General features: G+C 33.7%; 16 protein-coding genes. 14 read left to right on the plus strand and 2 right to left on the minus strand.

All coding sequences use genetic code 11. From position 1 onward, the window contains the following. Positions 1 to 127: 127 nt before the first annotated feature. A complete protein-coding gene (locus VKY47_RS06705) occupies positions 128 to 463 on the plus strand; it encodes a 7(1) septoil knot domain-containing protein (protein ID WP_324311465.1) in 336 nt (111 codons plus the stop codon). Positions 464 to 574: 111 nt separating this feature from the next. On the opposite strand, the gene VKY47_RS06710 is transcribed toward VKY47_RS06705, so the two are convergent. Next, positions 575 to 718: a hypothetical protein gene (locus VKY47_RS06710; RefSeq protein ID WP_324311467.1), complete on the minus strand. Its 144-nt coding sequence runs from the start codon at positions 716 to 718 to the stop codon at positions 575 to 577. A gap of 196 nt (positions 719 to 914) precedes the next feature. On the opposite strand from VKY47_RS06710, the gene VKY47_RS06715 reads away from it, so the two are divergent. Then, positions 915 to 6,029 carry a translocation/assembly module TamB gene (locus VKY47_RS06715; RefSeq protein ID WP_324311468.1) on the plus strand — a complete coding sequence of 1,705 codons (5,115 nt, stop codon included), beginning with the start codon at positions 915 to 917 and terminating at the stop codon, positions 6,027 to 6,029. A gap of 88 nt (positions 6,030 to 6,117) precedes the next feature. Continuing rightward, positions 6,118 to 8,394 (plus strand): translocation and assembly module lipoprotein TamL, encoded by a 2,277-nt coding sequence (gene tamL, locus VKY47_RS06720; RefSeq protein ID WP_324311470.1) that lies wholly within the window; start codon positions 6,118 to 6,120, stop codon positions 8,392 to 8,394. Between the two features lie 166 nt (positions 8,395 to 8,560). On the opposite strand, the gene VKY47_RS06725 is transcribed toward tamL, so the two are convergent. Beyond that, the gene (locus VKY47_RS06725) at positions 8,561 to 9,616 is read right to left on the minus strand and encodes a ferredoxin--NADP reductase (RefSeq protein ID WP_324311472.1); all 1,056 of its coding nucleotides are present in this window, start codon (positions 9,614 to 9,616) and stop codon (positions 8,561 to 8,563) included. A 220-nt stretch (positions 9,617 to 9,836) separates the two neighbouring features. On the opposite strand from VKY47_RS06725, the gene VKY47_RS06730 reads away from it, so the two are divergent. From VKY47_RS06730 to atpA, 11 genes are all read left to right on the plus strand, one after another. Beyond that, positions 9,837 to 11,318 carry a DUF5687 family protein gene (locus tag VKY47_RS06730; protein WP_324311474.1) on the plus strand — a complete coding sequence of 494 codons (1,482 nt, stop codon included), beginning with the start codon at positions 9,837 to 9,839 and terminating at the stop codon, positions 11,316 to 11,318. 12 nt (positions 11,319 to 11,330) lie between these two features. After that, entirely contained in the window at positions 11,331 to 12,053 is a 723-nt protein-coding gene (locus VKY47_RS06735) for an ABC transporter ATP-binding protein (RefSeq protein WP_324311476.1), read from the plus strand. A gap of 167 nt (positions 12,054 to 12,220) precedes the next feature. Beyond that, a complete protein-coding gene (gene porW, locus VKY47_RS06740) occupies positions 12,221 to 14,812 on the plus strand; it encodes a type IX secretion system periplasmic lipoprotein PorW/SprE (RefSeq protein ID WP_324311477.1) in 2,592 nt (863 codons plus the stop codon). 8 nt (positions 14,813 to 14,820) lie between these two features. Beyond that, positions 14,821 to 15,252: a bactofilin family protein gene (locus VKY47_RS06745; protein ID WP_324311478.1), complete on the plus strand. Its 432-nt coding sequence runs from the start codon at positions 14,821 to 14,823 to the stop codon at positions 15,250 to 15,252. Continuing rightward, a complete protein-coding gene (locus tag VKY47_RS06750; protein ID WP_324311480.1) occupies positions 15,203 to 15,448 on the plus strand; it encodes an AtpZ/AtpI family protein in 246 nt (81 codons plus the stop codon). Before VKY47_RS06745 ends, VKY47_RS06750 begins: the two co-directional genes overlap by 50 nt. Next, positions 15,449 to 15,847, plus strand: a complete 399-nt coding sequence (locus VKY47_RS06755) for a hypothetical protein (RefSeq protein ID WP_324311481.1) — start codon at positions 15,449 to 15,451, stop codon at positions 15,845 to 15,847. A gap of 112 nt (positions 15,848 to 15,959) precedes the next feature. Continuing rightward, positions 15,960 to 17,042: a F0F1 ATP synthase subunit A gene (atpB, locus tag VKY47_RS06760; protein ID WP_324311483.1), complete on the plus strand. Its 1,083-nt coding sequence runs from the start codon at positions 15,960 to 15,962 to the stop codon at positions 17,040 to 17,042. 19 nt (positions 17,043 to 17,061) lie between these two features. Beyond that, positions 17,062 to 17,268, plus strand: a complete 207-nt coding sequence (gene atpE, locus VKY47_RS06765; RefSeq protein WP_267149230.1) for an ATP synthase F0 subunit C — start codon at positions 17,062 to 17,064, stop codon at positions 17,266 to 17,268. 166 nt (positions 17,269 to 17,434) lie between these two features. Beyond that, complete coding sequence (locus VKY47_RS06770) at positions 17,435 to 17,929, plus strand: F0F1 ATP synthase subunit B (RefSeq protein WP_324311484.1); 495 nt, start codon at positions 17,435 to 17,437, stop codon at positions 17,927 to 17,929. 77 nt (positions 17,930 to 18,006) lie between these two features. Next, positions 18,007 to 18,543, plus strand: a complete 537-nt coding sequence (atpH, locus tag VKY47_RS06775) for an ATP synthase F1 subunit delta (protein WP_324311504.1) — start codon at positions 18,007 to 18,009, stop codon at positions 18,541 to 18,543. A 26-nt stretch (positions 18,544 to 18,569) separates the two neighbouring features. Next, entirely contained in the window at positions 18,570 to 20,150 is a 1,581-nt protein-coding gene (gene atpA, locus VKY47_RS06780; RefSeq protein ID WP_324311485.1) for a F0F1 ATP synthase subunit alpha, read from the plus strand. Positions 20,151 to 20,254 lie beyond the last annotated feature (104 nt).

The raw sequence follows: 20,254 nt of genomic DNA on the forward strand, positions 1-20,254 counted from the left end.
TAAATTAAAAGGAAGAATCTATATACCTATATGAAATCAATGGAGCACCCGCTCCATCCAAGAATGATAAAACAACCCATAATCCAACCTATTGTTTTATATTTAAGAACCTCTTAGAAATTAAATTATGAAATTACTTATTAGCTTATTTTTAGTTTTATTTTTTGGACTAACCTGTTCTGCACAAAAAATATTTTCGGTTCAATATGCCAATCAAGCAGATGTAAAAGTGTTTGTAGTAGACTATGAAAATCAAGCCGACTTAAAGGTTTATAAGGTAAAATACGCCAATCAAGTTGGGAAAAATAATGGAAAATGGTTTTTTACGGAATATGCCAATCAAGCCGATAAAAAAATCTATTATGTAGATTATCAAAACCAAGCCGATTTAAAAATTTACTTTGTTGATTATGAAAATCAAGCAGGATGGCGAGATAAATCAAAACAGCATTTAATGTATTAAGACTTTAGTTTCTTGACTAAAATTCTTTTTTATAAATTGCTAATCTGTTTTAAACTTCATAGAAATTACAAAGGTTTTGGCGATTTTAAAGTGTATTTCAAACCCAAAACTCTATTCTTTCGACTTTTTAATAATAGCTTTTAGGCGTTCTTTTCGAAGCTCTTTTTCTGCTTTTTTCTTATTAATATGTCTATTGAGCAGCTTGGTGTGCTTGGCCTTGTTTTTAGTGTTTTTCTGACCTTTAGGTTTTGGCATGAGCTTCTGTTTTAATTCAAGCTGAAGTTTAGTTAAAAAAGCTTAAATTTTCTATCAAAAGTATTGAATTTAGAGCTTAAAACTCAAGTTTTAGCTAAATTTAAATCTCATATTTCTGTTTTAGAGTTATTAATATACGTTTTAAAGTGCATTCACAGTTATTAAAATAATAAATTTGTAATTCAAAAAATACTGCTTGGAAGAGACCAAAAATAGGGACATACAAAAACCAGTTTCTAAAAAAAAGAAAAGGTTTAGATTGTTAAAAATATTCGCAAGGATTATTTTAGGCATTCTCCTATTGTTATTTTTACTGATTCTTTTTATTAGAAGCCCTTGGGGACAAGATATTATTGTTACTAAGGCCGTCTCATTTCTCACCGATAAAACCAAAACTAAAGTTGAAGTTGAAAAACTGTTTATCACTTTTTCCGGTGATATCCAATTAAACGGTTTATATCTAGAAGACACTAAGGGAGATACGCTTATTTATTCCAAAAAACTACAAGCTAATGTACCATTATGGTCAATGATTCGCGGTAATGGCATAGGAGTCGATGCTTTGGACTGGGAAGGTGTTCGCGCAAATATTATCCGAAAAGATACTGTTCAAGGTTTTAATTTTCAGTTTATTATTGATGCTTTTGCTACAGAAAAAACCAACAATGTTGAGGTTGATTCTACAGCTGCTCCTTTAAATATTATTTTAGGAAATCTGCGTTTCAAAGACTTTGACGTTGTTTATAACGATTCCGTAGCAGGAATTGATAGTCGTTTTAAAATTGGTAAACTCCGCGCAAAAATGGATAAAACCGATTTGGAAACCATGGATTTTAAGGCATCTCGTTTAGAATTGGCAGATAGCCACATCAAATTTATTCAAACACCTGTTTCAGACACTCCGGATTCTGAAGATGCAACCTTACCAACTTTAACGGTTAAAAAACTAAAACTCTCTAATGTCTTTGCCAATTATCAAAGTGAAGCTGATAAAATTGGGGCAACCTTGGATATTAAAGAGTTGTATGCGGAAATTCCGAATATCGATTTAGCAAACCAGCTTTTTGAAATAGATGAATTCAGCCTAAAAAACTCTAGTATTATTCTTAAAACGGAAACTGAAAAAAACGTCGTTACCGAAAAAGTGGAAGATGTTTCAGAAAATATTGAGAAAGATATAGAAGCTTTTGAATGGCCAACCATACAGTTTGTAATAGGCGAAATAGATTTGGAAAACAACAATTTTAGTTATTCTGTTAATAATGAAAAGGGAAAAAAAGGTGTTTTCAATGCCAATGCTATCGTATTAACAAACATCAACTTTCAAGCTGAAAATGTCAAGCTAAAAGATAAAATAGCTGAGTTGCAATTAGACGAAGCCTCTTTTAAAGAAATTTCTGGAATCCATTTAAAAAACCTACAATTCACGTTAGATGCTTCAGATAAACGACTTAAAATTTCTAACTTAAATACAGTTTTAAACAATAATTCTCTTCAAGGTAATTTACAATTGGACTATCCTAGTTTGGCTAAATTAATCAAAGCGCCAGACCAATCAAAAGTCGCTATTAATTTGCCTAAGTTCAAGATATCGCTTAAAGATTTATTTTTAATTCAACCAGATTTAAAAGAAAACAAGTATCTAAATGCTTTAAGTCAAAATCGGATTACTGGAAATATTAAGGCAAATGGTTATTTGTCTGATATTAATCTTTCAAACATGCAAATTCATTGGAATGATACTAAAATTTCAGCCAATGGAAACATTCAAAACGTCACTCAAACCGACTCTTTAGCTTTTAATATTCCTACTTTTTCAGCCATTACAAAACGTTCAGATCTGATTCAGTTTGTAAATGAAGAAGACCTTGGTGTAAGTCTTCCAGAAGAGGTGAAGCTAGTTGGAACAGCCAAAGGAAATCTCAACGGTATTATAGCCAAGGCAACATTAACCACCTCTCAAGGCCTTGCAAACGTTGAAGGGCATTTTAAAAATGCTGAAACTTTGGAGTTTGATGCCGATTTTGCCATTGAAGATTATAAACTGAACGAACTACTAAATAATGAACAATTAGGCACTTTAAATTTCAAATTAAAAGCTCAAGGAAAAGGCGATAATATCAATAATCTAGATGCCACGCTTGATGCCACTGTTTCCAGCTTTAAATACAATAATTACGATGTTAACGATTTAAAATTGGTTGGAGACATTAAAAACGGCTCTGGAAACATAACCTCTAATTATAAAGACAGAAATTTAAATATGATTTTGGATGCTCAGGTGGTTTTGGATTCCATCTCACCAGAAGCAACCGTGAGCTTGGATATTATTGGCGCCGATTTACAAGCACTTGGACTTGTACAACGGGATATAAAAACACGAATGAAAATGGCCGCTCATTTTAAAGGAAATTCTACCGATTTCGATGCTACCGCCCAAATAGACGATGGTGTTTTTGTTTACGATAACAAATCGTATTTATTGGGTACTGTAAAAGCCATGGCGCATATAAAACCTGATACCACTTCGGTTTCTTTAAATAATAAAATGCTCGATTTGGTCTTGCAATCCAATGCAGATCCTCAAACTTGGACCGCTTCTTTAAAACATCATGTGTTACGCTATTTTTATCGCGACGAAAAAGTTTTGGACAGCACGGTTCATGATGTGAATTTGAAATTGCGTGGAAATATTAGCCAAGGTTCTATTTTGAAAGATGTATTTCTGGTCAACCTAAAAGATCTTGATACCGTAAATATAGCTGTAGATTTTAATGAAAAAGAACGCAAACTAACCGCTCGAGTAAATGCACCTCACATAAATTATAACGATATGGTAGTGGATAGTTTGGCATTTTCTATGGATACCGATCAAGATAAATTCAATTTTAATTTTGGTTTTAATCAAATAAAAGCAGCGCCTTTTCATATTCAAAAAACAATTATAGAAGGTCATCAAGAAGATAACGAGCTGTCCTTAAAACTAGTAGCGTATCATAAAAAGGATAAAATGATTCAAGTTTTAAGTATAATTAGTGGAACTAGCGAAGAACTGCGTTTTCACGTTTTACCTAAGGATTTAATTTTGAATAAAACTCCTTGGAACGTGCCAGAAACCAATGAAGTGCTTATTTATGATAAGAAATTGGTATTTAACGATTTCCGATTTAGTAAAGGCGGCCAATCCATAGAAATTACAGACAAGAAACCGGAAGTATCCAATGATCATATAGCTATAAATTTCAAGAATTTTAAACTCAATGAATTTTTAAGCTACTTAAACCCTGATAATACCTTGGCTTCTGGAAATCTTAATGGCGATTTTATGGTCGAAGATCCTTTTACCGAAACAGGAATTGTGGCCAATTTGGATATTTCGCAATTCCACGTCATGGATGTGGATTTAGGAACTTTAGATGTTAATGCGAAATCTTTAGGCGGTGATAGTTATGACTTTCATGCCAAGATGAAGGATGGAGAAGTGGATTTAGACCTTAAAGGAGATTATGTTGCAAGCCAAACCGGAGCAAACCTCGATCTTGATTTAAATATAAATCGCTTTAATATGCAGGCTTTAACAGGCTTTTCGCAAGGAGAAATAACTGAAACTTCTGGTAGTTTCTCAGGAAATTTTAAATTAAAAGGAACAACTAAAAAGCCTGAATACCAAGGGAAATTACAGTTTACAGATGCCAATTTTAAAGTGGCCATGTTTAATTCGGCCTTCACTTTAAATAATGAAACCTTAAGCATAGATAATACAGGTTTTTCTATGAAGGATTTTACCATTCGCGACGAAAACAAAAACACGTTTGTGATGTCCGGAAAAATAGGAACCAAATCCTTTATCAACCCAACCTTCGATTTACAGATAAATGCCAACAATTTCCAAGTTCTAAATGCCACTAAAGATGATAATGATTTTCTTTATGGCAAAGCGAGTTTTAATGGGAATGCTAAAATTACTGGCGATCTGGAAATCCCGAAAATAGATATGGATATGAAGGTTAATTCAGATACCAATATTACCTATGTCTTGCCATCTGCTACCGTAAATATGGAAGAACGCGATGGCGTTGTAATTTTTGTAAACAGAGAAAATCCAGATGCTATTTTAACCCGAACCAAAGAAAGAACTGCTACCATTAAAGGTTTAGATGTTAAAGCTCTTTTAAAAATTGGTAAAGAAGCAACTGTCACCATTATTATAGATGAAGAAACAGGCGATAATTTTAAAGTATCTGGAGAAGGCGATTTTAACGTAACCATGAATCCTAATGGTATTTTAAGGCTTTCTGGTGTTTATGAAGTGGCTTCTGGTCATTATGAACTTAATCTTTACAAAATAGTTAATCGTAAATTCAACTTGGTTCCTGGTAGTAAAGTTTCTTGGTCTGGCGATCCATTTGATGCAAAATTAGACCTAAAAGCTGTTTATGAAGTGGAAGCTTCCACGTCGTCTTTAATGGCACCCGTATATTCTGGAAGTGATCCAGCTGTAAAAGGGAAATTCCGTCAGGTGTTGCCGTTTTATGTCTTTTTAAATATCGATGGGGAACTTTTGGAACCCAAAATAGCTTTTAGCCTCGATATGCCGGAAGATGAGCAAGGCGCTATTGGAGGACAGGTATATGGAAGAATTCAACAATTAAATAATCAAGAAGATGAGTTGAATAGACAAGTGTTTTCACTCTTGGTTTTAAACAGGTTTTATCCGGATTCTGGAAGCGATGGAAGCGAAGGTGGTATGGCCTCGATTGCTAGAGACAACTTGAACGATGCGGTAGCCGACCAGCTTAATATATTCACCGATAAGTTGCTAGGAACCTCTGGTTTTGAACTCGATTTTGGACTAAATAGCTTTACAGACTATCAAGGTAATTCGCCACAGCAGCGCACCCAATTGGATATTGCGGCCCAGAAAAAGTTGTTTGACGATCGCGTGATAGTTCGTGTAGGAAGCGAGGTTGATATTGAAGGAAGTAATTCCAATGGTGAAGAAACACCCATAATTGGAAATGTAAGTGTGGAATATTTATTAACGGAAAGTGGACGTTACCGATTAAAAGGTTTTAGCAGAAATGAATTTGAAAACGTAATCGATGGTCAAACCGTTGTAAGCGGTATTGCTTTAATATTTACACAAGAATTTAATAAATATAACGAACTTTGGGATGCTTTGTTTAAAGCGCAAACAGCAGAAGAAAAAAAGATAAAAGCTGAAAAGGAAGCGGAGAAAAAGGCAGCAAAAGAAAAACAAAAAGAGAAAGAAGAAAGTACCAAAAAGAGCATTGAGGAAAAGAAGAAATAGAAAAATTTAGTTTGAGCAATTTTTGGATTAGAATTAAAAATGGACATGATATATAGAAAAATAAGCATTAATAAAATGATCGGATAATTTGAAATACAATTTAAAATACATAGGTATCTATTTGTTCCTAATAGGGAGTTTATACTCATGTGGTATTGTTAAGTATATTCCTGAAAATGAACGTTTATATACTGGAGCTACATTAACTATTGAATCCGATACGCTTATTAAAAATGAATCTGGTTTAAAAACTGAGCTGGAATCCGTAATACGTCCAGAACCAAATTCCACCTTTTTAGGCATGCACTTAGGCTTGTATTATTACTATAAAACCCAAAAGGAAAAACCAGGATTCATCAACCGGTGGCTATATAAAAAATTTGGTGAAAAGCCTGTTTATCAGTCGGATGTAGAAACATATACGATAGAAGATTTGCTGTTGAATCGATTGGAAAACAGAGGTTTTTTCTATAGCAGCGCTTCTTCGGCGTTTGAAGAAACAGACAAGAAGGCTTCCGTAAAATATAAGGTTAAAGTACCGGAGCCGTATAGAATGGCTAGTTATCAACTAGATTCTTTACCAGCAAGTATTGAAGGGAATATGCAGCAAATCGTTTCCGAATCGCCTTTTAGAGAAGACATGCGTTTCGATTTAGGTAATATGAAATTGGAGCGAAACCGTATTGATAGAGAATTAAAGAAGAAAGGTTACTATAATTTCAATAATAATTTTTTAATTTTTGAAGCAGACACCAACAGATACGATAATAGAAGATTCGATTTATTTCTGAAATTAAAAAATGAAGTTCCTGATAAAAGCTTGATTCCATATAAAATTTCAAAAATCAATATTTATCCCAATTACGAAGTATCCGATTCCACCAAAGTAGAGTCAACACGTTACAACGAGAAGAACTTTATTCAAAATGAAGAATTTTTCAAACCCAAATATTTAGATCCGTTTATTGTAATAAAGGAAGGACAATATTACAATCCCGAAGATTCAAGAAACACCGCTAGACGGCTTTCTACCATTGGCTCCTATAAGTATGTCAATATTCAATATAAGGAAATAGACACTGCAGCATCTGACGGTTTGGGTCACTTGGAGGCCGATATTTTTCTTTCGCCGTTAAATAAACGTGCGCTTCGAGCCGAACTTCAACTAGTAACCAAATCCAATAATTTTGCCGGTCCAGCCCTAGAATTAACCATGAGCAACAGGAACTTATTTGGAGGAGGAGAAATTTTCAATATTAGTCCTAAAATAGGTTACGAAAAACAATTAGGTGGCGACAAAAGCGCAGGTAATAGCAGTTTGGAACTGGGTTTGACCAATGAACTTATTTTTCCAAGAGTTTTGTTTCCAATTAAGATTAATACTAATTTCTTTAAATATTCCATCCCTAAAACGAAAATCTCTTTAAGTTTCGATTATTTGGATAGAACCGACTTATATACCTTACTTTCAGGTACTACATTTTTTGGATATTCATGGGATGCCAACCGGTTTGTAACCCACGAAATAAACCCGATTTCCATTAATTACACCCAATTGCTTAAAACCACACCTGAATTTGAGGAAATACTAGATAACGACCCGTTTTTAAGACGAAGTTTTGAACAACAATTTATTGCTGGCCTTACTTATGCCTTTACCTATAATGAAATGGTTGATTCACGGAAAAAACATCAGTTTTATTTCAATTTTACTTTTGATATGGCGGGAAATACTATTGGTCTTTTTGGAAAAGATCAAGGTCCAGATAATCCACAAACCGTATTAGGATTAGAGTATGCACAATATGCCAAAGCAGATGTCGATTTACATTATCATTTAAATCTTGGCAAAGAACAAGTTTTGGCAGCCCGACTTTTTGGAGGTTATGGTCTGGCTTACGGAAATTCGGAAGTGATTCCTTTTGTAAAACAGTATTATTCAGGTGGTCCATATAGCGTTCGTGCTTTTAATATTCGCTCGTTAGGACCTGGAACTTATAATTCAGAAATCGATGGCACAAGTAGTGATTACTTTGATAAAACAGGGAATATTAGGTTAGAAGCCAATATAGAATATAGGTTTCCGATAGTGTCCTTTTTAAAAGGCGCTATTTTTGCCGATGCTGGAAATATTTGGAACTCGGTGGAAAACCCAACTTACAATGGAAAAGATAAGTTTACAAGCGACTTTATACACGAATTGGGAATGGGCGCAGGCGTGGGTTTGAGAGTAGATATTCAAAGTTTTGTTATTCGTTTTGATTTGGCTGCACCTTTTCATAATCCATCCTTACCAAAAGGAGAACGCTATAAGTTTGATCTAGATGCAACTGTTTTGAATTTTGCCATTGGATATCCATTTTAAATTCCAACCTGAATACTAATAATGTATACTGAGATTGAAATAAGCTCACCTAAGTTAGAAAAGTGTTGAGGTACTATTTGTGTTTTATACTAAGATGGTTGTTGTCGTTAAATTCTGAATTTTAAGACTGGAACTAATCTCTAATACCTCACCACTTCACCTCTATTTATATATCATCGTAATCCACCTTTACCGTTGGCGTTGTTGGATGCGCTTGACAGGTTAAAATTAAACCATCAGCCACTTCACCATCTGTTAAGATGTTATTTTGCCTCATGGTTACTTCGCCTTCAACAACTCTTGCCAAACAACTGCTGCATATACCACCTTGGCAGGAGTACGGAGCATCTAAGTCTTCATCTAAGGCCGCTTCCAATACAGATTGCTTTTGAGACATTTCAAAAGTCGTTTCTTCATCGTCTAAAATAATAGTAATCTTAGTCTTTCCAGTAGCAACTTCATCTTCGTTAACATCTGCTGGTTTTGCAGCTTTAAAAAGTTCATAAAACACATTTTCCTTTGGGATGTTGTGCTCGGTTAACACGTCTTTCACTGTGTGGATCATGGCTTCTGGGCCACATAAATAAAAGGCATCCACCACCACATTTTTGTGGGTGTTTTTCATTACAAAATTAACAGTACTCTTTTCAATACGCCCAAAAATGGCATCGCCTTCATCCGCTTGACTAAATACAAACTGAATAGAAAATCGCTCTTTATATTGTTGTTGTAAATCTAAAAGATCCTGCATAAACATGGTTTCTTGCATGTTTTTATTGCCATAAACAAGAATAACCCTACTATAAACCTCTTCTTCCAAAGCACATTTAATAATGCTTAAAATAGGGGTTATTCCACTTCCGGCAGCAAAGGCAGCAATGTTTTTGGTTTTAGAATCGTTAGGCGTAAAAATAAAACGCCCTTTTGGTGGAGCTACGTCTAAGCTATCTCCAACTTGCAATGTGTTATTGGCGTAAGCTGAAAAAGTACCATCTGCAACTTCTTTAACGGCCACTTTTAATAGACCACTTTTTGGCGAAGAACATAAAGAATAATCTCTGCGAATTTCTTGATTATTAAGAGTTGTTTTTAAAGTAATGTATTGTCCTGCTTTAAAAGCATAGTCGTCTTTTAAATGTTCAGGAACCTCGAAACTTAAAACAACAGATTTATCGGTAACTCTATGAATATCCTTTATTGTAAGTTTATGAAAATGTGACATATTTAAATTTTTCACAAAAATAAGAAATACAGTTATGATTTATGTTTTGATTGTAACAAAAAGTATATTATTATTACTAATTAAAATAAAAGACGCTATTTAGGTGTGAAATTCAGAAAATAAAGAGTTTATATTCTTCTTTTAAATCCAATGTCTTTCAAGTAACTAGCGAATGTTTTGGACTACAAATTAATAGTTGATATCCCAAAAAATTAAACAAATGAAATTTAAGCATTTTATAAACCTAGAATGGAAGCAATATTTTAGATCGGCTTATTGGCAAAAAAGCATGGCATTAAATATATTACTGGTTTTTGTAGCTTTATATTTTATAGTCTCCTTTTTGTTTTTAGGAATAGCTTTATATCCTATTTTAAAGGAAAATTTCCCAGAACAAGACCCTTTTGTAATTGTAAATAGTTATTTGTTCTTTTGGTTCTTGACTGATTTGGTTATGCGTTTTTTCTTTCAGAAATTACCAGTTATGAGTGTCAAACCTTTGCTAACATTACCTATAAAGAGAGGTCAAGTGGTGCATTATGTTTTGGGAAAATCGGTTTTTTCATTTTTTAATTTCCTCCCACTTTTTGCCGTAATACCTTTTGGAATCATGCTTGTTATTAATGGTTATCCAATGGTTTCAGTTGTTTTTTGGATACTAGCCATTTTAGTTATTACCTTAATTATTAATTTTTTGAATTTTATAATAGAAAGTTTTTCTTCTGAAAAGGAACTTTCATATTTACCTATTATCGCTTTTGCCGGTGGTTTATTTGCGATTAATTATTTCAATTTAATGTCCTTTACTAACCTGGTGTCTAGAGCAGTTTCTTCAGTTTACGAAACTCCAGCCCTAATAGCTGTCCCTCTCGTAATTCTAATCGTTTTATACATTGTAAATTTCAAGATTTTAAAGAACAAACTATATTTGGATAGCTCCTTAAAAATCAAAACGCAAGTAGTTAAAGCCTCTAATTTGGAATGGACTAGAAAATTTGGTGATGCTGCAACTTTTATGCAATTGGATTTAAAACTTATTTGGAGAAACAAGCGCCCAAGATCGTCGGTTTTTATATTGGTTATAGGTTTGTTATATGGCTTGTTTTTTTATCCAAACCCTGCTTATCAAGATAAACCATGGTTTTATGCTTTTATAGGTATTTTTGTTACTGGTATTTTCCTAATCAATTTTGGGCAGTTTATTCCAGCTTGGGATAGTGGTTATTATAAAATGCTTATGAGCCAAAACATAAAATACAAACAATATTTACAATCCAAACACACTTTAATGACCTTAAGCGTGGTTATTATGTTTGTTTTAAGCATTCCTTATGTATATTTTGGTTGGGAAATTCTAGTTGCTCACGCTGCAGCAGCCATTTACAATATTGGTATCAATACCCATGTTATTTTGTTGGGAGGTGCTTTTAACCGAAAAAAAATAGATTTAAACCAGCGTGCAGCTTTTAACTATCAGGGAACTGGAGCGGTACAATGGCTTATAGGAATTCCTTTAATGTTGTTGCCAGCAGCTATTTTTGGGGTTTTGTATTACTTTCTTAATTACGAAATAGCTTGTTTGATTTTAAGTGTCTTTGGGTTGCTGGGCATTGTATTTCATAAAAAACTTATGACGTTTATTACAGAAAAATATATGACTTCAAAATATAAAATGATTCAGGCTTTTAGTCAAGACAATTAAAAAACACTTCTTATGATTAACGTAACAAATCTAAAAAGGATTTACGGAGATAAAACCGTTTTAAACATAGAAAATTTAGACATCCCAAAAGGACAAAGTTTTGGTTTGGTAGGAAATAATGGTGCAGGAAAAACAACGTTTTTTAGTCTGCTTTTAGATCTTATTAGACCTAGTTCCGGATATATAAAAAGCAAGGATGTTCTAGTGAATAGTAGTGAGGATTGGAAACCTTACACCTCGGCTTTTATAGATGAAAGTTTTTTGATAGGCTATTTAACACCAGAAGAATATTTTTACTTTATAGGCGAACTTCGCGGACAAAACAAGGCCGATGTCGATGCATTAATATCTCAATTTAAAGACTTTTTCCATGATGAAATTTTAAATCAGAAAAAATATTTAAGAGATTTAAGTAAAGGAAATCAGAAAAAAGTTGGAATCGTAGCTACGTTAATTGGCAATCCTGAAATTATTGTTTTGGACGAACCTTTTGCTAATTTAGACCCAACAACTCAAATCCGATTAAAAAATATTCTTAAAAATCTTGCCGAAACCCAAGGCGTTACCATTTTAATATCCAGTCACGATTTGTTGCATATTACCGATGTTTGTGAACGAATTGTTGTTTTGGAAAAAGGTGAAGTTATTAAGGATTTAGCCACAAGTCCAGCTACTTTAAAGGAATTGGAAGTGCATTTTGCGGGTAACGAAATACTTATTGACGGGACGGTTTAAAGACTAAAAATCCATAATACACATACGGGTTGAAAGCTTCAGGATGTTGTAGATGTTATATTTGATATATTTCTTTACAAATAATTCAAAAAGATGCCTTATTTTTACGGCTATACATAATATTTACGGCCAATTTAAGTTAATAGTTAAACCAAATAAAACAAACGTTGCGAACATCTTTCAGAATCATATCATTCCTGTTTTGTATCCTAATTTTTATAACGAGTTGCTCTCGAAAAAAAGATACATTTTTAAGTAGGAATTTCCATGCGCTAGCTGCAAAAGACAACATTTTATATAATGGTTATTTAGCTTTAGAAGAAGGAAAACAAACTCTCAACGAAACTTTCGATGACAATTATTGGGATATTTTACCCATAGAACGCATGCAAGTTTCTGAAGAGGTGACGCTTCCTGGACAAAATTCAAACGATCGTTTTGTAAGGGCCGAAGAAAAGGCGGTAAAAGCCATCCAGATGCATGGCATGAATATTAATGGCAAAGAAAAAAACCCGCAAATAGATGAAGCTTATTTGCTCTTGGGAAAAGCCAGATATTTCGATCAACGCTTTGTTCCAGCTTTGGAGGCCTTTAATTACATTTTATATAAATACCCAGCCAGCGATAAAATTAATCAAGCAAAAATTTGGAGAGAGAAAACCAATCTTAGGTTAGAAAATGATGAGATTGTTATTGAAAATCTCAAGCGTTTATTGGAAAAGGAAATTTTAGAAGAACAGGACTTGGCCGATGCTACTTCTACTATGGCTCAAGCTTACATTAATATAGAAGCTCTTGATAGTGCCGCTACACAATTAAATACCGCTAGCCTAAACACTAAAAATAACGACGAGCGTGGACGTTACCGATATATTCAAGGACAATTATATAATAGACTTGGATATAAAGATAGTGCCAACATGGCTTTTGATAAAGTTATTAAGTTAAACCGAAAAACGCCTCGTATTTATCTAGTTGCCGCACAATTGGAAAAGGTAAATAACTTCGACCATGCCGTAGGAGATAAAGCATTAGTTTTAGAAAACTTAACAAAAATTGAAGAAAACAGAGAAAACAGACCATATTTAGATAAGATTTATCATCAAATAGCTGATTTTTATGCCAAAGTTGAACAAGATTCCCTGGCCGTAGAATATTATAACAGATCCTTAAGAACCAATTCAAGAGACATAAAATTAAAAGCCACGAATTACGAAATCTTGGGCGATTACTTTTTTGAATATTCCGAGTATAAAATAGCGGGTGCTTATTACGATAGTACCATGACTAACATGGTTAATAACTCGAAACCTTTTAGAATTATTAAACGAAAACGCGATAATTTAGACGATGTTATTTATTATGAAGACATTGCCTTTGTAAACGATAGCATTATTAATCTAGCTAAGTTATCGCCGGATGAACAGTTAGCTTATTTCACGGATTACACCGAGAAACTTAAAGTTAAAACCCAAGAAGAAGAAGAGAGAAAAGAATTAGAACGAGAAGCTAATAGTAGAAATCAAGATTTTGCATCTATTGAAGATAAAAGGAATAATTTTAGTACTAAAGAGGAAAGTGTGAGATCGTTAAGAGGCGGACCAAATACACCTCCAGGATCTAGTTTTTATTTCTATAATCCAACCACAGTCGCTTATGGTAAAAACGATTTTCTAAAAAGGTGGGGAGACAGAGCTTTGGAAGATGATTGGAGATGGTCTTCTAGAAGTAAATCCAACAGGGATATTGCAGCAAAGGATGGGAAAGAGGTAATTGCTACAAACACCGAGATATTCGATCCGGAGTTTTATATCTCTCGAATTCCTACAGACCAAAAGGAAATAGACAGTCTGGCTAAACAAAGAAACTTTGCTTATTACCAACTGGCAGTTATATATAAAGAGAAATTTAAAGAATACGAGCTTTCTAAAAACACCTTTCAGGACCTATTAAAGATGGAGCCAGAAGACAAGTTGATTTTACCTTCAAAATATAATCTCTATAAATTATACGAGCTTATGGGTGAAAATGACGAAGCCAGCATAGCTAAAACCGATATCATTGCCAATTACCCAGATTCTAGATATGCCAAAATATTAGAAAACCCGGAATCAGCTGCTTTAAAAGACGAAAACAGCCCAGAAAATATCTATAAAAACATCTATGCCAAACTTGAAAATCAGCAATATAACCAAGTCATTACAGAAGTTGACAGCTATTTAGATCAGATTGAGGGCGACCCAATGATCCCGAAGTTCGAATTGCTGAAAGCCACCGCAGTAGGAAGATTTCAGGGCTTTGAAGCTTATAGTGAGGCTTTAAATTTTGTAGCCTTAAATTATGCCAATTTCCCAGAAGGAGAGAAGGCTCAAGACATTATAGATAATGTTTTGCCAAAACTAGCTAGTAAAGATTTTATTGATAATGAAGCAGACACAAATTTTAAAATTGTTTATTATTTCAAAGCTCCTTCAGAAGAAGAGTTAGCAGCCTTTAAAAAGAAATTACAGGCAGAACTAGAAAAAGTAAATGTGTATAACTTATCTCTTTCTGTAGATGTGTATGATGCAGCCACGACCTTTGTTGTTGTCCACGGATTAAAAAGCAAAGAAGGCGCTACAGGATATGCACTATCCTTGGAAGAGAAGAAAAAGGATAAAATTATTCAGGATTTTTTCGCTGTGTCTTCGACTAACTATAGAATCATTCAAATTCACAAGAATTTTGACGAATATTTAAACTTTAATAACCCCAAATAATACGTATTATGTTTTCTGATAATAAAAAAGACAGACAAAACCTTGATTTGATATCAAGTCAGAATATTATTTCTAAAGGCACCAAAATTATTGGTGATTTAATTAGCGAAGGCGATTTAAGAATTGATGGCACTATAGAAGGTAATTTAAAAACACCAGGAAAAATAGTAGTTGGTAAATCTGGAGTCGTTAAAGGAACGCTCGATGGAACCGATGCTCATTTTGAAGGTAAATTTTCTGGAAAGCTTACTTTATCTGGAACACTTACTTTAAAGTCTTCTGCGCATGTGGAAGGTGAAGTGGTTTTAGGGAAATTGGAAGTAGAACCCGGAGCAACATTTAATGTAACATGTGCCATGAAAGGTGCCGTAAAAGAAAATCATTCAAAAGGTGAGCAACAAGGAGGAACAAAAAAGGGACAAGAGCAAGTCGCTCAGTAGCTATGCTAAATATTCAAGCATTGCTTTTCAAATGTTTGTTATTATTGGTATTGGCGCTTTTGCTGGTGTCAAGTTAGACGATGCTTTTCCAAATAAGCACAATCTTTACACCATTATTTTATCGTTGGTATTTGTAATTTTTGCCATTGTTTTTGTAATAAGACGTATTATTGCAATCTCAAAAGAAGATAACTAAATGAATCCAGTTTTTATATCCAGACAACTTTCGTTTTTAATCCAAAATGTTGTAGTTACACTTATCCTATTAGGAATCCATAGCTACTTACTTTCTCATTTTGAATCCATTACATACATGATTCCTTTATGGCAAATCTATGTGTTTCATTTTGTGGTAACTACTTTGGTTTATTCGGTAATTAATTTTCAATATTCCAAAGGAAAAACTGAAATATTTAATCTATTTATGGGTTTTACCTTATTGAAAATGATCTTGGCCATTGTTTTTTTATTGCCTGTTATACTCTCGGATATGGAGAAAAAACAACCAGATGTATTCAACTTTTTTATCCCTTATTTTTTATACTTGTTTTTTGAAGTGTATTCCTTAACTAGTTTCCTTCAAAAAAAACCTTAGAACCCATTAATTATCAATGCTTTAAATAATCACAAAAAAAGTGTTTGACAATTAATATAATGTACGTACATTTGCACGGAATTTAAAGCAAGGTATTTTCAATCAAAATAAAATGACATTTAACACCTTTAAAAACGTATTTTTTTCTGCCATATTTATAGCAATTTCATTTGTGGGATATGCGCAAGAAACAACTGGGGATGAGAGCGGTAGTAAGTTTGATGCCAAAGAGATGATTATGCATCACGTAAAGGATGCGCATGAGTTTCATATTTTTGATTGGAATGGGAAACCCGTTACCATTGCCTTACCCGTAATTTTATGGACAGACCAAGGTTTGGTTACCTTTATGTCTAGCCAATTTCAGCATGACGATTCTGGAACACAAATAGTGGAAAAGGATGGGATGCAATTTGTAAAACTTCACGAGAAAGTGTATCAATTAGATGCCAATTCACAAAAAGTAATGTTTGATGAGGCACATCATCCTACAAATGCGAGTTTACCTTTCAATGTGTCTATTACAAGAAACGTATTGATGATGTGGGTTTCGGTGCTTGTGTTATTACTTATTTTTATATCTACAGCTCGAGTATATAGAAAGTCTGATGACAATATTCCAACTGGAATTGCTGGGTTTGTTGAGCCACTAGTTGTTTTTGTTCGTGATGATATTGCGAGACCTATGATTGGTGAGAAGAAATATAAAAAATACATGCCTTATTTATTAACCGTATTTTTCTTTATATGGATTAACAATATTTTTGGATTAATTCCATTTTTAAATGGCGCTAACGTAAGTGGAAACATTGCTTTTACTGTAACATTAGCAGCCTTTACTTTTATAATTACAAGTATTAATGGTAATAAAAACTATTGGAAACATGTGTTCTGGATGCCTGGAGTTCCAGTGCCAATGAAATTGTTTTTAATGCCTATAGAGATTATTGGAATGTTTGTTAAGCCAATCTCTTTAACTATTCGTTTGTTTGCTAATATTACGGCTGGACATATTATTATTCTGTCGTTAATGGCTTTAATCTTTATCTTTGAAACCATGTTAATTGCTCCAGTATCTGTTGGGTTTTCATTGTTTATTTTAATCATAGAGATTGTAGTTACAGCTATTCAAGCTTATATATTTACCATATTGTCTGCCTTGTATATTGGTATGGCAACAGAAGAAGAACATTAATTAATTTAAATTTTATATTATGACTATTACAGGAATTGCAGCAATCGGAGCAGGTATAGCAGTAGTTGGAGCTGGATACGGAATTGGAAAGATCGGTGGGTCGGCTATGGATGCCATGGCTCGTCAACCAGAGATCCAAGGAAAGATTCAAACTTCAGCGCTTATTTTAGCCGCTTTCGTAGAGGCAGTAGCACTATTTGGTGTTGTTGCATCGATAATCTCTTAATTATGATTATTTAAATACAGAGATAACGGTTGGTTATCTCTGTGTTTTTAAATTATTAAGAGCTAAGGATTTCCTTAAGAGTTCTATTTAAAACTTAAATTTTATTGAGGCAAGCCTCATAAAGCACCTCTCACATAGTGAGACTAAAAACTAAATAAATTAAGAAATGGATTTAATTACACCCGGTTTAGGACTTGTCTTTTGGACAGTAATTACATTTTTGTTTTTACTTGTTATCTTAAAAAAATTTGCTTGGAAGCCCATTCTTGGAGCTGTTGGCGAAAGAGAAGATGGTATTAAAAAAGCATTAGCATCTGCTGAGAATGCACGTAAAGAAATGGAAAATCTTCATGCCGATAACGAGCGTATTTTAAAAGAAGCTAGAGCAGAACGCGAAGCATTATTAAAAGATGCCCGCGATATTAAAGTGAAATTAATTGATGAGGCTAAAGCAGAAGCAGAAACTCAAGCAAATAAAATAATTGAGCAAGCTCAAGCTGCTATTGAAGGTGAAAAGAGAGCTGCTATGGCAGAACTTAAAAACCATGTTGCTAATTTATCTATTGAAATAGCTGAAAAAGTAGTTCGTGCAGAATTATCTAATAAAGACAAACAAGTGGAATTGGTTGAGTCTATGTTAGGAGAAGCAAAATTGAACTAATTGGCACACGGAGCACAGTCTAAGTGTCTTTGAGTATATAAATAATTTAAAAGATACCCACTTTCGTGGGCATTATTATGGCAGGAGCAAGAGCAGCAATACGTTACGCAAAAGCAGTTTTAAGTTTGGCATCAGATAAGAACACAACCGAGGTTGTGAATAACGATTTGAAGCTAATAGCTAAAACTATTGCAGAAAGCAAAGACTTAAATAACATGCTTCAAAGTCCGATAGTGAGTTCTTCAATAAAAAAAACAGTTTTGTTAGAGGTTTTTAAAGACGCTAATGAAATAACGAAAAATTTAATTGATACATTAATTACAAATAAAAGATTGCCACTTCTAGAACAAGTGTCTTTAAAATACAATCTTTTACACGATGAATTAACAGGAACTCAAATAGCTCAAGTTACTACGGCGGTACCTTTAACAGACGATTTACGCACAAAGGTATTAGCCAAAGTTAAAGAGCTTACAGGAAAAGATGTTGAGATTAAAAGCATTGTAGACGAAAGCATTTTAGGAGGCTTTATTTTACGTGTTGGAGATATTCAATACAACGCAAGTATTGCGAACAAATTAAATAAATTAAAAAGAGAATTTACATTAAACTAAGATATTTTATCTAAATATATAATAAGATGGCAGAAGTAAAACCAGCTGAAATATCAGCAATCTTAAAACAACAACTTTCAGGTTTTGAAGCGGGAGCTACATTAGACGAAGTTGGAACAGTATTAACTGTAGGTGATGGTATTGTACGAGCTTACGGTTTGGCCAACGCACAATATGGCGAGTTGGTGGAATTTGAAGGAGGCTTAGAAGGTATTGTACTGAATCTTGAGGAAGATAATGTTGGTATTGTATTATTAGGAACTTCAGTAGGAGTAAGAGAAGGATCTACAGTAAAACGTACAGAACGTATCGCATCTATTAAAGTAGGTGAAGGTATAGTTGGACGTGTGGTAGATACTTTAGGAAACCCTATTGATGGTAAAGGACCAATCTCTGGAAAAACTTACGAAATGCCTTTAGAGCGTAAAGCTCCTGGGGTTATTTTTAGAGAACCAGTAACCGAGCCATTACAAACAGGAATTAAAGCTATTGATGCTATGATTCCAGTTGGTAGAGGACAACGTGAGCTGGTAATTGGAGATAGACAAACAGGTAAAACTGCTGTTTGTATTGATGCCATTTTAAATCAGAAAGAATTTTACGATGCAGGAAACCCTGTATATTGTATCTATGTTGCTGTTGGGCAAAAAGCATCAACAGTAGCATTAATTGCTAAAACTTTAGAAGAAAAGGGAGCTTTAGCCTATACTACAATAGTAGCTGCAAACGCATCAGATCCTGCTGCCATGCAAGTTTATGCACCTTTTACAGGAGCATCTATTGGAGAGTATTTTAGAGATACTGGTAGACCAGCTTTAATTGTATTTGATGATTTATCAAAACAAGCGGTTGCTTACCGTGAGGTATCTTTATTATTACGTCGTCCACCAGGACGTGAGGCCTATCCTGGAGACGTTTTCTACTTACACTCAAGATTATTAGAGCGTTCTGCAAAAATTATCAATAATGATGATATCGCTAAAGAAATGAACGATTTACCAGATTCATTAAAACCAATCGTAAAAGGTGGTGGTTCTTTAACAGCTTTACCAATTATTGAAACTCAAGCAGGAGACGTTTCAGCATATATTCCAACAAACGTAATTTCTATTACTGATGGACAAATCTTCTTAGATGGAGATTTATTTAACTCTGGAGTTCGTCCAGCAATTAACGTTGGTATTTCGGTATCTCGTGTTGGTGGTAACGCACAGATTAAATCCATGAAAAAAGTAGCAGGTACTTTAAAATTAGATCAAGCACAATATCGTGAATTAGAAGCATTCGCGAAATTTGGATCAGATTTGGATGCCGTTACTTTAAATGTTATTGAAAAAGGAAAACGTAACGTTGAAATTTTAAAACAAGCACAAAACGATCCATTTAAAGTGGAAGACCAAGTAGCAATTATTTACGCTGGTTCTAAAAACTTATTAAGAGATGTGCCAGTTACAAAAGTAAAAGAATTTGAAAGAGATTATTTAGAATTCTTAAAAGCGAAACACAGCGATGTATTGGCTAGTTTAAAAGCTGGAAAATTAACAGATGAGATTACAGATGTGTTAGTAGCTGTAGCTAAAGATTTATCAGGAAAATATAGAGCATAAAAGTTCTGCGTTTAGAGTTATGTGTGCAAATTTACGCATAACTCTAAATTCAAAATATAAAATCAATGTCACTCTTAGAAAGTTCGAAGAGTCTTTATAAAATA

This window comes from Xanthomarina sp. (assembly GCF_035306705.1).
GTDB lineage: Bacteria > Bacteroidota > Bacteroidia > Flavobacteriales > Flavobacteriaceae > Xanthomarina.

Coding starts and splice junctions, on each gene's coding strand:
- atpH (WP_324311504.1), top strand. CDS start 18,007: ATGGCAGGAGCAAGAGCAGCAATACGTTACGCAAAAGCAGTTTTAAGT.
- VKY47_RS06725 (WP_324311472.1), bottom strand. CDS start 9,616: ATGTCACATTTTCATAAACTTACAATAAAGGATATTCATAGAGTTACC.
- VKY47_RS06745 (WP_324311478.1), top strand. CDS start 14,821: ATGTTTTCTGATAATAAAAAAGACAGACAAAACCTTGATTTGATATCA.
- atpE (WP_267149230.1), top strand. CDS start 17,062: ATGACTATTACAGGAATTGCAGCAATCGGAGCAGGTATAGCAGTAGTT.
- VKY47_RS06710 (WP_324311467.1), bottom strand. CDS start 718: ATGCCAAAACCTAAAGGTCAGAAAAACACTAAAAACAAGGCCAAGCAC.
- VKY47_RS06730 (WP_324311474.1), top strand. CDS start 9,837: ATGAAATTTAAGCATTTTATAAACCTAGAATGGAAGCAATATTTTAGA.
- VKY47_RS06770 (WP_324311484.1), top strand. CDS start 17,435: ATGGATTTAATTACACCCGGTTTAGGACTTGTCTTTTGGACAGTAATT.
- atpA (WP_324311485.1), top strand. CDS start 18,570: ATGGCAGAAGTAAAACCAGCTGAAATATCAGCAATCTTAAAACAACAA.
- atpB (WP_324311483.1), top strand. CDS start 15,960: ATGACATTTAACACCTTTAAAAACGTATTTTTTTCTGCCATATTTATA.
- VKY47_RS06755 (WP_324311481.1), top strand. CDS start 15,449: ATGAATCCAGTTTTTATATCCAGACAACTTTCGTTTTTAATCCAAAAT.
- VKY47_RS06735 (WP_324311476.1), top strand. CDS start 11,331: ATGATTAACGTAACAAATCTAAAAAGGATTTACGGAGATAAAACCGTT.
- VKY47_RS06705 (WP_324311465.1), top strand. CDS start 128: ATGAAATTACTTATTAGCTTATTTTTAGTTTTATTTTTTGGACTAACC.